1 protein-coding gene is annotated in these 17052 nt (G+C 71.8%); it reads right to left on the bottom strand.

Annotated elements, in window-relative coordinates; genetic code table 11:
* Window positions 1-84: 84 nt before the first annotated feature.
* The gene (locus ACFOW8_RS06935) at window positions 85-16980 is read right to left on the bottom strand and encodes an amino acid adenylation domain-containing protein (RefSeq protein WP_378547100.1); all 16896 of its coding nucleotides are present in this window, start codon (window positions 16978-16980) and stop codon (window positions 85-87) included.
* Window positions 16981-17052 lie beyond the last annotated feature (72 nt).

Raw genomic sequence — 17052 nt, 5'->3', positions numbered from 1 at the left:
AACCCTACGGGTTACCCAGGCGATACAACAGTAGGAACCGTTACAACAGCGCGGTCACATCATGCCTCACCGGCAACACCGATGTCATCGCGCCCCGGTTTCGCGGTCCGACGCGTCGAGCAGCTCGGCCACGCGCGGGCCGATCTCGGCCAGCGCCTGCGGTGAGGTCATCTGATCATGCACCACCGGGACCGGCCGATCACGGACCTCGCCGTCGACATACGGTGCCCAATTCCGGGCGGCGGTCTCGTGGCCGAGCGCGCTGAAGTATTCGAGCCTGCCCCGGTACACCGCCGGCCGGTGCTCGGCGATGAGTTCAGCCGAGCGCACGGCGCTGCGGTAGATCCGGCGCACTCGTTCCGGGGTCAGCACGGCCATGTTGGCGGGGATGATCGCGTGCAGGGCGGCCAGCCCGTCCTCGCTGAGCTCGCGAACGCCCGAACTCGGCAGCGCCGCGCCCAGGTCGACCCCGAGTTCGGCGAGCGCGTCGCGCACCGCGGTGTGGAAATCGGGGACGTCGATGTCGGGATGCGAGTCGAGCATGGCCAGCAGCGCGACCCGCTCCCCCGCCGCCTGCAGCTCGGTGGCGACCGCGTGCGCGAGCACACCGCCCAGCGACCAGCCGAGCAGCCGGTACGGCCCGTGTGGCTGTTCGGCCCTGATCTCGGCGACGTAGCGGCGGGCCATCTCGGCGAGGGTGCCGGGCAGATACCCGGCCTCGCTCAGCGCGGGCGATTGCAGGCCGAAGATCGGCCGCCGCGCCGGGATGTACTTGGCGAGCCCGGCGTAGCACCAGGACAGGCCGTACATGGGGTGCACGCAGAACAGCGGTCCGGCCGCCTCGGTGCCGTGCGGCACCCGGTTGCGGATGGGCAGCAACACGCCGAGGGCGTCGTCGGATTCCTGGTCGTAGTCGCCGGTGCCGGACTGGCTGGCATCGATCCGGGCGGCGAGCGCGGCGACAGTGGCGTCGGTGAAGAACCACTGCACCCTGACCTCGGCGCCCGCTCTGGTGCGCAGCCTGCTGATGGCCTTGGTGGCGATCAGCGAGTTGCCGCCGAGTTCGAAGAAGTCGTCGTCGAGGCCGACCTTGCCCGCGCCGAGCACCTCGGCGTACACCTCGGCGACCGCGCGTTGCAGCGGGGTCACCGGCGGCCGGTAGGGCCTGGTGGTCGCGGCGGGCGCGGGCAGGGCATTGCGGTCGAGTTTGCCGCTCGCGTTGAGCGGCAGCGCCGCGAGGACGACCAGAGCGGCAGGCACCATGTACGAAGGCAGCGCGGTCCGCGCGGCGGCCAGCACGGCCGCGGTGTCGAACTCGTCTGTTCCCGAGCCACTTTCGATCGAGTAGCCCGCGGCGGGCGGCGGTGACACCGGCGCGGTGCCAGGCGTCCGGGCCGGGACCACGTAGCCGACGAGGCGATCACCGGTCGACCCGCTGACGAGGGCGACGGCCGCGTGCCGGACCTCGGGATGTTCCCGCAGCACTGCCTCGACCTCACCGAGCTCGATCCGCTGGCCGCGCAGCTTGACCTGGAAGTCACTGCGCCCCAGGTATTCCAGGGTGCCGTCGAGCACGCGAACCACATCGCCGGTGCGGTAGAGCCTGCCACCGCCGGGATGGGCGACGAATCGTTCGGCGGTGAGCGCGGGCGCGCCGAGATAGCCGCGCGCGAGCTGCACGCCTTCCAGATACAGCTCGCCCGCCGTGCCGGGCGGGACCGCGCACAACTGCCGGTCGAGCACGTGCACGCGGGTGTTCGCCACCGGCGCGCCGATCGGGATGCCAACGGCGGCATCGGCTTCGGCGACGGTCGCGGTGACGACCGCGGCTTCGGCTGGGCCGTACCAGTTGATCAGCTCGGCGCCGGGCAGCCGCTGCGCGAACCGACGGGCCGTCGCGGCCGACAGCGCCTCACCGGCCGCGAATACCCGCCGCAGGGCCGGGAAGGCACCGGTACCGCCGTCGGCGAGGAACGCGTCGAGCATGGACGGCACGAAATGCACCGTGGTGACCGACCGTTCGGCGAGCACCCCGGCGAGATAGCCGGGATCGCGGTGCCCGTCGGGCGCGGCGAGCACCACGGTGGCCCCGGTCTGCAAGGGCCACAGCAGTTCCCAGGTGGAGATGTCGAAGGTGACCGGGGTCTTGTGCAGCACCACATCACCCGGCCCGTGCGGATAGGTGCGCTGGGCCCAGCGGAACTGGGCCACCAGCTGCCGGTGGGAGAGCATGACGCCCTTGGGTTTGCCGGTGGAGCCGGAGGTGTGGATGACGTAGGCGAGGCCGTCGGGTCGCGACGTCGCGAACTCCGCCGCTGGCACGGCGTCGAGCGCGTCGACCGCGAGCACCGGCACGTCCGCGGCGCTGGTGAACCCGGTGCCGGTGGTGGTGAGCACTCGGATCGGCGCCGCCGTCCGCAACACCCTTTCGGTGCGTTCGGCCGGGTGATCCGGGTCGACCGGCACATAGGCGGCACCGGTCCGCAGGACGGCGTAGATCGCGGTCACCAGATCGATCCCGCGGCGCATGGCGACGGCGACCAGGGTCTCCGGCCCCGCGCCCTCGGCCCGCAGCACGGCGGCGAGCGCGCTGACCTTCGCGTCGAATTCGGCGTAGGTGAGCGCGGTGTCGCCGTCGATGAGCGCGATGGCAGCGGGCGTCCGCGCCACCTGCTCGTCGAACAGGTCGAGCAGGGTCGACTCGTCGAGCAGCTCCGGCGCGTCGGTGGCATCGAGCGCGGTGAGGGTCGCGCGTTCCTCGGCGAGCAGTACGTCGATCTCGGCGAGGCGCGCCCCAGGTGCGGCGATGAACCGGGCCAGCAGCATCGAAAGTCGCTGGGCCAGTGCGGTCGCCGTCGGCTCACCGAACACGTCACGCAGGTACTTCACCGACACCCGCAGCTGAGTGTCGGCGACGACCTGCACGGTGATCGGGTAGTGGGTGCCGTTGGCGGCGTCGAGGCCGAATACGCCGGCGGAGCCGGACGCGGCATCGGCGAGACCGGCCCGATCCACCGGGAAGGACTCGAAGACGACGAGCGAGTCGAACAGGGCATCGAGCCCGGCGATCTCCTGGATCTCACCGAGCCCGAGATAGTGGTATTCGAGCAGGGCGGCCTGTTCGTCCTGCAGGGTGCGCAGCAGTTCGGCGACGGTGTGGCCGGGGCGCAGCCGGACCCGGACGGGGATCGCGTTGAGGAACAACCCGACCATGCGTTCCACCCCGTCGAGCGCGGCGGGACGGCCGGAGACGGTGGCGCCGAACACCACGTCGTCGCGGTCGACCAGGCGGGCGATGAGCAGTGCCCAGGCCGCCTGCACCACGGTGTTCAGCGTGACGCCGAGGCCGCCCGCCAGCTCACCGAGCGCGGCGGTATCGGCTTCGCTCAGCGTGAAGCCGGTTTCGCCGGTGCCGGTGGCGATCTCCCGGCCTGGGTCGACCGGTGCCAGCGGGGTCGGTTCGGCGAGGCCGGTGAGCGCGGTGCGCCAGGCCTGCCGCGCGGCCTCGAGATCCTGATCGGCCAGCCAGGCCAGGTAGGTGCGGTAGGGCGCCACCTTGGGCAGCCGCCTGGTACGTCCGCCGACGGCATAGGCGATGAGCAGTTCCTGCAGCAGCAGCGGCATCGACCAGCCGTCGATCAGGATGTGATGGCTGGTGACGAGCAGATGCGCGGTATCGGCGGTGCGCACCAGGGTGAAACGCAGCAGCGGGGCGGTCGCCATGTCGAAGTGGGTGGCCAGGTCGGCGGACCTGATCCGCTGGTAGCTCGTCGCGTCACCATCGATCACTCGCCATGGGACGTCGATGTCGTCGAGCACCACCTGCAGCGGTGTGCCCGCCGCGTCGGTGGCGAAGGCGACCCGCAGGTTGTCGTGCCGGTCGAGCACGGTCTGCGCGGCCAGGTGCAGCCGCCGGTGATCGACGGCAGGGTCGAGATCGAGGACGAACTGGGTGATGTAGGGATCGACGGAGTTCTCCGCGAGCAGCGCGTGGAACAGCATGCCGGACTGCAGCGGCGTCACCGGCCATACGTCGGCGAGTAGCGGGTAGCGCCGGACCAGGCGGCCGACCTCGGCCTGCCCGAGCCGCACGAGCGGGAAGTCCGACGGGGTGAATCCGCCCGCGCCCGGCCGCAATCCGTGCTCGGCGAGCCCGCCGAGCGCGCGGATCCAGTGTTCGGCGAAGACCTTGACGTCGTCGGCCGACAGCACCGCGGCGGCGTAGTCGAAGCGGGCGATCATGCCGTCGTCGGTGGCGTCGACGGTGAGCACGAGGGCCAGGTCGTCGGCGGCGCCGTCGGTGTGCACCCTGGCCGGGCGCAGGTCGCGGAAGCGGACCGCGAACCGGCCGCGGTCCAGCGAGCGCACGCTGCCCGCGGCAGCACCGTCGAGGTAGCGCAGCAGGCCGAAACCCGCACCGTGGGCGGGCACGTTCCGGCGCAGTTCCTTGATCTGGGCCAGCGCGGTACCCGCGGCGGGACCGCCGATCAGGGCGTCGGCGATGTCGACGCCGTCCAGGCGTAGCGCCAGCGGGTAGTCGGTGGTGAACCCGCCGACCACGTTCTCGGCGTCGGCCCTGCCGAGCACCCGCTGGTCGGCGCGCAGCCGGACAACGGTGCCGATCGCCCGTGCCACGGCCGTGTCCGCCGCGGTGTGTATGGCCAGCGCGGCGGCGGTGAGCAGGACCTCATCGACGCTCGCGCGGTAAGCCTCGGCGACGGTGCCGACTGCCGCCGTGCCCTCGCCGGTGATGCTCAGCGAGACCCGGCTGCGGTGGCCGAGGTCGGTGGCTTCGGCGGCCCTGGACCGGATCGCGCGATGCCAGTACTCGCGTTCGGCGACGGCACGGGCCGAGGCCGGATAGTCGGCGAGCCTGCGCACCAGATCGCCGAGGCCCGCGTCTGGTGCGAACGGCGCGGCGTGCCTGCCCCTGCTCCACGCCGTGGTCAGCTGGTCGACGACCGAGCGCAGCGACATCTCGTCCAGCACGAGGGCATTGGCGACCACGACCAGGGTCGCCGGGCCGTCGCCGTCCCCGGTGAGCACGAAGTGGATATTGCGCCCCTCGTCGGGGTCGAGGGCGGCGGCGGCCGCGGCGACGACATCGTCGATGGGCAGCGTGGACTCGCCGTCGGTGGCGTCGAGCCTGCGGAACGCGTCGCCGGTGCGCTCCCGGTGTGACGGGATCCGCAGCGCCGGGGTGGCGCCGGTGCGGTCGAGGACGGCCCACAGCATCGGATGCTGGTTCATCACCGCGGCGGCCACCTCGCCGACCGCGTCGTCGGGGCAGTCGGCGGGGACATCGAGCAGCACGGCCCGCGGTTCGACGGCCCGCTCCCCCGCCTCGATCAGCTGGGCCGCGGTGGCGGTGAGCGGGAGAGCTGCGGGCTGGGTGCCTGCCTCGGTGGTGACCTCGGCGCGGCCTGCGAGCGCGGCGACGGTGCGGGCGTCGAACAGGTCACGCGGACGCAGCACCACGCCCGCGGCCGCGGCTCGGGAGACCACCTGGATGGCGGTGATGCTGTCGCCGCCGAGCGCGAAGAAGTCGTCGTCGAGGCCGACCCGGTCGTGGCCGACGACCTCGCCGATCACCCGCGCGATGACTCGCTCGGCGGTGGTGTTCGGCGGGCGGTGCGCCACCCGTGTGGTCGCCGGGTCTGGCAGCGCCGCCCGGTCGAGTTTGCCGACGGGGGTGAGCGGCAGTTCGTCGAGGACGACGACGGCCGCGGGCACCATGTAGTCCGGCAGGGTGCGCGCGGCCAGCGCGGTGAGTTCGGCCGGATCGAGCCGGATGTCGGGTTCGGCGAGCACATAGGCGACGAGCATGGTGGCACCGGTGCCGGTGTCGCGGCCGAGCGTGCTGACCCAGGACACCCCGGGGGCGGCGGCGAGGACGGCGTCGATCTCGCCGAGCTCGATCCGCAGACCGCGGATCTTCACCTGGAAGTCGTTGCGGCCGACGAACTCCAGCACGTCGCCACGACGGCGGACGAGGTCGCCGGTGCGGTAGAGGCGAGCGCCGTCGTCGGCGCCACCATCGGTCGCGTACGGGTCGGCGACGAACCGGGCTGCGGTCAGGCCGGGCCTGCGGTGGTAACCGCGGGCCAGCTGGATGCCGCCCAAGTACAGCTCGCCGGTGACTCCGTCGGGTACCGGCCGCAGCCGGTCGTCGAGGACGAGCGCGCGCATCCCGCGAATCGGCCCACCCATGTCGGTGGTACCGCCCGGAGTCAGCGGCGCGCTGATACAGGCCATGATGGTGGTCTCGGTGGGGCCGTAGCCATTGTGGAACCTGCGCAGTGACAGGGTGTTCCAGCGGTCGACCAGCTCGCTCGGCACATGCTCGCCACCCACGACGAGCGCGCGCAGACCCGGCATCCGCGCCGGGTCGACGGTGGCCAGTACCGACGGGGTGAGGAACGCGTGGGTGATGCCCTCGGATTCGATCAGCTCGGCCAATTCGGGACCGCCGACCGTGTCCGGCGGCGCGATCACCAGCGTGCCTGGCCCGCCGAGTGCGAGCAGCAGTTCGAGCATGGACGCGTCGAACGACGGTGAGGCGAAAGCCAGTGCGCGGCTGCCTCGGTCGAGTCCATAGCGCTCCTTCTGCTCGGCGCAGAAGTTGGCGAGCCCGGCATGGGTCACCACAACGCCCTTGGGCAGGCCGGTGGAGCCGGAGGTGTAGATCATGTACGCGGCGGTGCCGGTGCGCGGCGGTGCGAGCAGCTCGATCTCACGCAGCGCGATGGAGGCGTTGCCCGCGATCTCGGCGGTGAAATCGGGGTCGTCGAGCGCGATCCAGGTGCCGTCGTCGAGGGACGGCAGTCCGGCCAGTTCGGCGGCGAGGGTGAGACCGAAGACGGCACCGGAATCGGCGACCATGTGGCGGATCCGCTCGGCCGGGTAGCCGGGGTCGATCGGCACGATCACCGCGCCGGTGCGCGCGATCGCCCAGACCGCGAGCACGGACTCGACCGAGCGCCGGATGGCAACGGCCACCGCGACTTCTGGTCCGGCGCCACGGGTGATGAGCCCGCGGGCCAGCTGGTTGGCCGCCGCGTCGATGGCGAGGTAGGTGAAGTCGCGGCCGTCGCCGCGCACCGCGATACCCGACGGATCGGCGCGCACCGCGGCGTCCATCAGCTGCGACAGCGTGCGCGCCGGTTCGGCGGCTGGACCGGCGAAGCTGGTCTGGGCGCTGAATTCGGCGTCGTCGAGCAGGGCGACATCACCGACGCGACGCCGCGGCTCGGCGACCAGCCCGGTGAGCACCCGGCGGAACCGGGTACCGAGCGCCCGCACCGTGTGCTCGTCGAATAGATCGGTGGCGTAGGTGAATTCGAGCTGCATACCGCCGAGCTCGGGCAGTTCGCGCACGGTGAGCAGCAGATCGAATTTGGCTTCTGCGGTGCGCGCGTCGAGCCCGCGCACCGCAAGGCCGGGCAGCTCGAACGCCACCGGGGCGAGGTTCTCGAACGACAGCGCCACTCCGAAAAGCGGATGCCTGCCCGCTGAGCGCACCGGCTGGACCGCGTCGACCACCCGCTCGAACGGGACGTCTGCGTGGGCGAAGGCCGCCAGGTCGGTCTCGCGGGTCCGGCGCAGCAGTGCCGTGAACGGCTCGTCGGCGGTGATCCGGCTGCGCAGCACCAGGGTGTTGACGAACATGCCGACGAGGTCGTCGAGTTCGCGGGCGCCGCGCCCGGCGATCGGGGTGCCGATGGCGACGTCGTCGGTGCCGCTGACGCGGGCGAGCAGCACCGCCAGCGCGGCCTGCACCACCATGAACACGGTGACGCCCTCCGCGCGGGCCAGCGCGGCGAGCCCGGCGTGGGTCGGCGCGTCGAGATCGACGGTGCTCAGGGCGCCGGCGAAGGACTGCACCGGCGGCCGTGGCCGGTCGGTCGGCAGCGCGATCTCCTCTGGCAGCCCGGCCAGCTCTGCGGTCCAGTAGGCCAGCTGGGCGGCCGCGGTGGATCCGGGATCGGCCTCGTCACCGAGCGAGTCACGTTGCCACACCGCGTAATCCGCGTACTGCAGCGGCAACGGAGTCCAGCTGGGCTCGGCGCCCGCGGTGCGCGCGGTGTAGGCGGTGGCCAGATCGCGGGTGAGTGGGCCCATCGAGAACCCGTCGGCGGCGATGTGGTGGATCACGAACACCAGCACGTGCTCGTCGACGGACAGGCGCAGCAACCGCAGCCGCACCGGCGGCGCGGCTGTCACGTCGAAGGCTTCGGCCACCGTGCTGCGCACCTGCTCGGCCACGTCGTCGGCACTGACCTGGACCGGGGTCAGGTCGACCGGCATCGCACCGGGGGCGAGCACGTGCTGCCACGGGTCGGTGTCCCGCTCGGTGCCGACCGGATAGTACGTGCGCAGGATCTCGTGGCGGGCGAACAGGTCGGTGACCGCGATGCGCAGGGCGGGCAGGTCGAGCTCGCCGGTGAGGCGGATGGCGGCGGGGATGTTGTAGACGGTGGCCTCGGGGTCGAGGCGGTTGAGCAGCCACATCCGCTGCTGGGCCAGCGAGAGCGGGATCGGGTCGGGGCGCGGTCCGGCGACGAGCGGCTTGGCGGCGAGCGCGTCGGCGCGATTGACCCGGACGGCCAGGTCGGTGACCGTCGGCACCTCGAAGAGCAGGCGGACGCCGACCTCGCGGCCGAGCGCGGCGCCGATCCGGGCGGCGGCCCTGGTGGCGAGCAGGGAGTTGCCGCCGAGTGCGAAGAAGTCGTCGTCGGCGCCGACCCGGTCGGTCCCGAGGATCTCTGCGTAGACGTCGGCCACCAGCTGTTCGGTGGGGGTGACCGGCGCGCGGAAAGCCGTGGCCTCGAAGACCGGGGCGGGCAGCGCGGCGCGGTCGAGCTTGCCGTTGACGGTCAGGGGAAGGTCGTCGAGCACCACGAACGCCTCGGGCACCAGGTAGTCGGGCAGCCGTTCGCGCAGCGCCGACTTCAGCTGCGCCACATCGATATCCGCTCCGGCGACATACCCGACCAGCCGGTCGCCGAAGTGCTGATCGTGGCGGGCCAGTACCGCGGCCTTACCGATGCCCGGCAGTGCGAGCAGCACCGACTCCACCTCGCCCGGTTCCACCCGGAAACCACGGATCTTCACCTGGAAATCGGTGCGGCCCAGGTAGTTCAGCGAACCGTCGGCGGCGCGCGACACCAGATCGCCGGTCCGGTACATGCGAGTACCCGGTTCGAACGGATCGGCGACGAATCGTTCGGCGGTGAGCGCGGCCTTGCGCAGGTAGCCGCGGGCCAGCTGGACGCCGGACAGGTACAGCTCACCGCGCACACCCGGCGGAACCGGGCGCAACCGCTCGTCGAGCACGTAGCAGCGGCAGTTCCATTCGGGTGTGCCGATCGGCACGGTGAGCACGTCGGCCGGGGTGACCCGGTGGTCGGTGATCGACACGGCGGCCTCGGTGGGGCCGTACAGATTGTCGAGCCTGGTCTCGGGCAGCGCGGCGAGCAGCCGCTGCGCCAGCCGCGGTGGCAGCGCTTCGCCGATCGCGAGGATTCGCGCGGGCTGGTGCGCGCCGTCTCCGGCCTCCCAGTACCCGACCAGCGCGTCGAGCAGCGACGGGACGGCGGTGAGCGTGGTGACGCCCGCGTCGGCGATGAGCGCCCGCAGATAGGCGGGATCGCGGTGGCCGTCGGGAGCGGCGATCACCAGGCGGCCGCCGCAGGTGGCGGCTGACCAGAACTCCCACACCGACAGATCGAAGGTGGCCGGTGTCTTCAGCAGGAAGCTGTCGGTCGGACCGGTGCCGAATTCTCCGTGCAGCCACTGCAATTGGTTGACCACCGCCGCGTGCGGCACGGCCACACCCTTCGGGCGGCCGGTGGACCCGGAGGTGAAGATGACGTACGCGGTGTTCTCCGGGCGCAGCGGCGCACGGCGATCCGCGTCGGTGACGGGCGTGGCGTCGGCCGCGGCGACGGCGGGGTGATCCACCCGGACGACCGGCGCGACATCGGTGCGGAAACCCTTGCTGAGCACGCAGATCGGCGCTGCGCTCGCGAGGATGTAGTCCGTGCGCGCGGCGGGTTGATCCGGGTCGATCGGCACGTAGGCGGCACCGGACCTGGCGACCGCGAACATGGCGACGACCAGATCGATCGAGCGCGGCAGGGCCAGCGCCACCAGTGACTCGGGACCGACACCCATCGAGATCAGGAACCGGGCGAGGCGATTCACCCTGGCCTCGAACTCGGCGTAGGTGAGCTCCAGCCTGCCCTCTGGCAGGTCGGCGACGAGGGCGACGGCGTCCGGTCGCGCCCGCGTCGGCAGGTCGGCGAGTGTACCGCTGGGCAGCGCGAGATCGGCGGCACCGGCGGTGACCTCGGTGGCGCGTTCGGCGGAGGTTCGCAGGTCGATATCGCCGACGACAACCCCTGGCGCGGATATCACCGCGTCGAGCAGCAGGGCGAGCCGGTCCGCGAACCCGCGCACGGTCGGTTCGTCGAACAGGTCGGTGGCGTAGGTGAAGAAGCCCTCGATCCCGGTCGGCGTGCCGTCGGCGGCGTAGCCGTCACCGACGATCAGGTGCAGATCGAACTGTGACACAGCGAGTTCGGCCGACACCGGCGCGATCCGCAGGCCTGGCAGCTCCAGCACGGCGCCTTCGACGTTCTGGAACGACAGACCGACCTGGAACAGCGGATGCCGCGCGGTGGAGCGCGGCGGATCGAGCACTTCGACGAGACGTTCGAACGGCACATCGGCGGCGGCGAAGGCGGCGAGGTCGCTCGCCCGCTGCGCGGCGAGGAGATCGGCGAAGGTGGCGCCACCGTCGTACCGGGTGCGCAGGACGACGGTATTGACGAACATGCCGATCAGATCGTCGAGTTCGCGCGCGCCGCGCCCGGCTACCGGCGTGCCGACCGCCACGTCGGCGGCGCTCGCCAGCCGGGCCAGCAGCACCGCGAAGGCGGTGTGCAGCACCATGAACACCGTCGACCCGCTGTCCTTGGCGATCCCGGCGATCCCGGCATGGGTTGCGGCGTCGATCCGCACCGGCACCCGGCCACCGGCCAGCGAGGCGACCGAGGGGCGCGGCCGGTCGGCGGGCAGTTCCAGCAGGTCGGGCAGACCGGCCAGTTCCGCACGCCAGAACGAGATCTGCTGTGCGGCAACGGACTCGGCATCCTGTTCGGACCCGAGCCGGTCGACCTGCCACAGCGCGTAATCGGCGTACTGCACCGGTAGCGGTGCCCATTGCGGTGCCCGTCCCGCCGAGCGCGCCAGGTAGGCCACGGTCAGATCGCGGACCAGTGGCGCCATCGAGGACGCGTCCGCCGCGATGTGGTGCACCACGACGGCGAGCACATACTCCGGCGGCGCGTCGGGGGCGTCACCGGTGACGTCGAAGAGCCGGACCCGCAACGGCACTTCGGCCGTCACATCGAACGAAGTGGCGGCCAGGGCCATCACCTGGGCAAGGAGTTCGTCGGCAGGTCCACCGGGTGCTTCGGCCACAGCGTCGCCGCCGACCGCCGCGGCGCCGGGTCGCCCGGTACTCGCGGCGGGGCCCGCCGATGCGTCGTTCGCGGCGACCCGATGGACCGCCGGCTCCAGGTCGACCTGGTCCGCCGGGAGGATCCGCTGAACCGGGCCGGTGGCGGTGTCCGGGTAGATCGTGCGCAGCACCTCGTGCCGGGCGAGCACATCACGCAAGGCAGCGGCGAGCGCCGGGATATCGAGCGTGCCGCGCAGCCGCAGCGCGAAGGGAAGGTTGTAGGCGGCGGCGCCATCGGTGCGCACGCCCTGGTCGAAGCGGTTGAGGAACCACATGCGCCGCTGGGCGGGCGAGAGGGGCAGCTCGTCCGGGCGGGCGATCGCGCCGAGTCCGGTGCCTGCCTCGGGTTCGATTCCCTGGTCCAGGGTCGCCGCGAGCCCGGCGACGGTCGGGGTCTCGAACAGGCTGCGCACGGCCACCCGGCTGCCGGTGGCGGCACCGAGGCGGGCGGCGAGCTTGGTGGCGACCAGGGAGTTGCCGCCGAGGGCGAAGAAGTCGTCGTCGGCGCCGATATCGGTACGGCCGAGCACTTCCCCGAACAAACCGGCGACGAGCCGCTCGCTTCCGGTCGCGGGCGCACGGAACACCCCGGTCCGGAAATGCGGTGCGGGCAGCGCCTTGCGGTCGAGTTTGCCACTGGCATTGAGCGGAAGCGCGTCGAGCACGGTGACCGCGGCCGGGACCATATAGGCGGGCAGTGTTTTCGCCGCGATCGCGCGCAGCCGATCGGGATCGGCGCTGTGTCCCGGCGCCGGGACGACATAGGCGACCAGCTGATCGCCGAGCTCGGTGGCGACCACCGCGGCCACGGCCTGATTCACGGACTCGTCGGCGAGCAGGGCGGTCTCGATCTCGCCGAGCTCGATGCGCTGGCCACGGAACTTCACCTGGAAGTCGATGCGGCCCAGATATTCCAGGCGCTGCGGTGCGGCCGCGGTGGCCCGGCGCCACACCACGAGATCACCGGTGCGGTACATGCGCTGCCCTGGCGCCCCGGCGAACGGGTCGGCGACGAACCGGTCGGCGGTGAGTCCCGGCCTGGCGACATACCCGCGCGCGAGCTGATCGCCCGCGAGGCAGAGCTCACCCGCGACACCGGGCGGCACCGGACGCAGCCGCGAATCCAGCACGTAGACACGGGTATTCCACTGTGGCAGCCCGATCGGCACGGTGCGCTCACCCGCTCGCGCAGGCCAGTAGGTGACCGAGACGGCGGCCTCGGTGGGGCCGTACAGATTGTGCAACCGGGCCGGGCACACCGCGGCCATCGCGTCCACCGTCTCCGGCGGCAGCGCCTCGCCGATCACGAACACCTCGCGCAGTGTCGCCAGTGCCGCTGCCCCGTCCTCGGCCGCCGCCTGGGCCGCGAAGACGGTGAGCATCGACGGCACGAAATCGGTGACGGTCACCCGGTGCCGGGCGATCAGCTCGAGCAGGTAGGCCGGGTCACGGTGCCCGTCCGGGGTGGCGAGCACCAGCTCGGCGCCGACCCGCAGCGGCATGAAGTAGCCCCACAGCGACACATCGAACGTCGTCGCGGTCTTCTGCAGGTACACATCGCCGAGCGCGAGCGGGTACTTGGCCAGCATCCACACCAGCTGGTTGTGGATGGCGGCATGCGAGATCGCCACGCCCTTGGGCTTACCGGTGGAACCGGAGGTGAAGATGACATAGGCCGGATGATCGGGCAGCAGCGGCGCGCGCAGCTCCGCCGGACGCACCGGATCGACGGCCAGACCGGTGGTGTCGAGCTCGTCGAGCACCAGCAGCTCGGTGCCGTCCGGCACCGCGATCGGCTCGGCGGCGAGCACCGCCGCGGGTCGGGCGGTGTCGAGGATGTAGGAGATGCGCTCGGCCGGATGATCCGGGTCGAGCGGCACGTAGGCGCCACCGGCGGTGAGCACCGCGTACATCGCGATCACCAGCTCCGGCGAACGCCGGATCGCCAGTGCGACGAGTCCTTCCGGCCCGACACCGGACCGGATCAGCAACCGGGCCAGCGCGTTCACCCGCTCGTCGAACTGCCGGTAGGTGAACTCACGGTCCGCGTAGACCAGGGCGGTCGCGTCAGGATGGGTCTGCACCGCGCGGCGGTACGCGTCCAGCATCAGCTCGGCGGATACCGGATGTGCGGTGTCGTTCCAGCGCGCCAGGACCTGCTCGCGCTCCTCGTCGGTGATCAGGTCGAGCGCCGCGATCTCCCGATCCGGGTCAGCGGCGACCGCGGCGAGCAGCCGGGTGAACCGGGCGGCCATGAGCTCGATCGACTCGGCGTCGAACAGATCGGTGGCGTAGGTGAACGACGCGGCCATCGGTTCGGCCGGATCGGTGCCTGGCACGATGGTCAGCTGCAGATCGAACCTGGCCACCGTGCCGCCGAAATCGACGGGTGTGGCGTCGAGCCCCGGCAGCCGCAGGTTCGGCAAGTCCAGGTTCTGGAAGAACAGCGCCACCTGGAACAGCGGATGATGGGCCTGTGAGCGAACTGGATCGAGCAGCTCGACCAGCCGCTCGAACGGCAGATCGGCATTGGCGAACGCGGCGAGGTCGGTGCGCTTGGTGGCGCGCAGCAGCTCGGCGAAGCCGGCCCGCTCCTCGATCCGGCTGCGCAGCACGAGGGTGTTGACGAACATGCCGACCAGGTCGTCGAGTTCGCGGGCGCCGCGCCCGGCCACCGGGGTGCCGATGGCGATGTCGTCGGTGTGCGCCAGCTTGCTGAGCAGCACCGCGAACGCGGCGTGCACGACCATGAACTCCGAGCCGCCGCTGCGCTGGGCGAGCGCGGCCAGCGCGGTGTGCACATCGGCCGGGATCCGGAAGCCGAATTCGGCACCGCGCCCGGTGAACACGGGCGGCCGCGGCCGGTCGGTGGGCAGGTCGAGCCGATCCGGCAGTCCGGCCAGCTCGCGGCGCCAATGCGCGAGCTGGGCGGCGGCGAGCGAGTCGGGATCGTCCTCGGCGCCGAGCAGTTCCCGGTGCCAGATGGTGTAGTCGGCGTACTGCACCGGCAGCGGCCGCCAGCTCGGCCGCGACCGGTTGCGCCTGGCCAGGTAGGCGCCGAGCAGATCGCGCAACAGCGGGGCGATGGAGGCGCCGTCGGCGGTGATGTGGTGCAGCGCCACCGCGAGCACATGATCACGCGGCCCGAGTTCGGCCAGCGCCACCCGCAGCGGTACCTCCGCGGCCACATCGAAGCCGGTGGCGGCGAATTCGCCCAGCCACAACGGCAATTGGTCCTCGGTGATGTTGTCGACCAGCACATCGGGTACGGCATCGGCGATCGGCAACACCACCTGGTGGCCGACGCCGGAGTCGAGCCCGCCGCCATCGAACACCGGATAGTAGGTGCGCAGCGATTCGTGCCGGTGCACCAGATCGGTGAGGGCGGCGTGCAGCGCGCGCGGGTCGAACGGGCCTGCCAGCCGCAGCGCGAACGGGATCGTCTCCGCCGTCGATCCTGGATCGAACTGGTTGAGGAACCACATCCGCTGCTGCGCGGGCGAGAGCGGGAGGAACTCGGGTCGTTCCCTGCGCGTCGGCGCGGCGTGCCCGCCTGCGCCCTTGAGCGGCTCCAGCAGCGTGGCGAGGTCGGCGACCGTTGGGCTCTCGAAAATGTGCCCGGCGGGCACCCTCGCCGACAGTTCGGCGCCGAGACGGGCCGCGGCCTGGGTGGCCAGCAGGGAGTTGCCGCCGAGGGCGAAGAAGTCGTCGTCGGCGCCGACCGGGCGCTCCGGCGCGAGCAGTTCGGTGAAGATCTGCGCGACCAGCTCCTCCATCGCGCCCGAGGGCGCGCGGAACTGCTTGGCCCGCAATGCCGGTGCTGGCAGCGCCGCGCGGTCCAGCTTGCCGACCGGCGTCAGCGGAATGGCGTCCAATACGGTCAGCGCGGTCGGCACCATATGCGCGGGCAGACCCGCCTTGGCGTGCGCGAGCAGTTCGTCGGTGTCGATCCGCGCGCCTGCGGCGGCATGCACGTAGGCGGCCAGAATCGTGGTGCCGTTGTCGAGTTCGTGACCGACGGTGACCGCGAAATCGACACTGTCGTGTGCGGTGAGCACGGTGTCGATCTCGCCCAGCTCGATCCGGAAACCACGCACCTTCACCTGGAAGTCGTTGCGGCCGACGAACTCCAGCGAGCCGTCGGGGCGTCGGCGGACCAGGTCGCCGGTGCGGTACATGCGCCCGCCCGCCGCGGGACTGCCGGCGGACGCGGCGGCGGTGGCGGAGCGTGACCACGCAGCGTCCTCGACTGTCCCGCCATCAGGCGCCGCGGCGAACGGGTCGGTGACGAACCGCGAGGCCGTGAGCCCAGGCTGCCGGTGGTAGCCGCGGGCCAGCCCGCTGCCCGCGATGTACAGCTCGCCGATCATCCCGTCCGGCACCCGGACCAGGCGTTCGTCGAGCACGTACTCGGTGACGCCGCGCAGCGGCGCACCGAAGTTCATGGTGTCACCTGGCACGAGCGGCGCGCTGATATTGGTGACGATGGTCGTCTCGGTCGGCCCGTAGCAGTCGTGGAATCGCCGGGTGCCCGTTGGCAATTCGGTGGCCCACCGGCGGATCAGGTCCGGCGGGCAGGCTTCGCCGCCGGTGGTGACCACGGCCAGCTCGTCGAGCCCGGCCGGGTCGAGCGAGGCCAGCGCCGCGGTGGTGATGAACATGTGCGTCACCGACTCGCGGCGTAGCACCTCGGCCAGCTCGGCACCGCCGAGAATCCCGGCGGGCACGATCACCATGGTCGCCGCCGCACCGACCGCCATCAGCAGTTCGAGCACGGCGCCGTCGAACGAGGGCGAGGCGAAGTGCAGGGTCCGCGCGGACGGTTCGATGCCGTAGTTGGCGCGCTGTTCGGCGCAGTACCCGGCCAGGCCGGCCTGGGTCACCACCACGCCCTTCGGCAGCCCGGTGGAGCCGGAGGTGTAGGTGAGGTAGGCAGGGTGAGTCAGCCGCAGCGGACGCACCCGGTCGGCGAAGGTCACCGGGTCGCCGGGCTGCTCGTCGGCGGCGCGGCGCACGGCCGGGTCGTCGAGACACACCCAGTCGACGGTGCCGGGCAGCCGGTCGACCGCGGCGCCGACCGCGAGCCCGAGCACGGCCTCGGAGTCCGACAGCATGTGGGCGATCCGCGCCGCCGGATAGTTCGGGTCGACGGGCGCGAACGCGGCACCCGCCTTGGCGATCGCCCACATGGCGAGCACCGACTCCGGCGAGCGGGGAATGCCGACGGCGACCACGTCCTCGGGACCGACCCCGCGCGCGATCAGCAGCCTGGCCAGCCGATTGGCGCGTTCATCGAGCTCGGCGTAGGTCAGCCGCACCGGCGCGGAGACGCCGTCGTCCCAGGTCAGCGCCAGCCCACCTGGATTGGATTCCACCGCGACGGACAGCAGTTGCGGCAGCGACTTCCCGCGCTGCCTGGTCCGGCCACCGGCGGCCCTGCCGATCCGGGTCACGCCGTGGCCCTCCGCTCCACAGAGCCGACTAACCGCTGCCCGGTCATGCGCACGCTACCTAACACCTATCCA

This window comes from Nocardia rhizosphaerae (assembly GCF_042650365.1).
Classification (GTDB): domain Bacteria; phylum Actinomycetota; class Actinomycetes; order Mycobacteriales; family Mycobacteriaceae; genus Nocardia; species Nocardia rhizosphaerae.
Note: the sequence above shows the minus strand (reverse complement) of the source record. Positions and strands in the feature narration are given on the sequence as shown.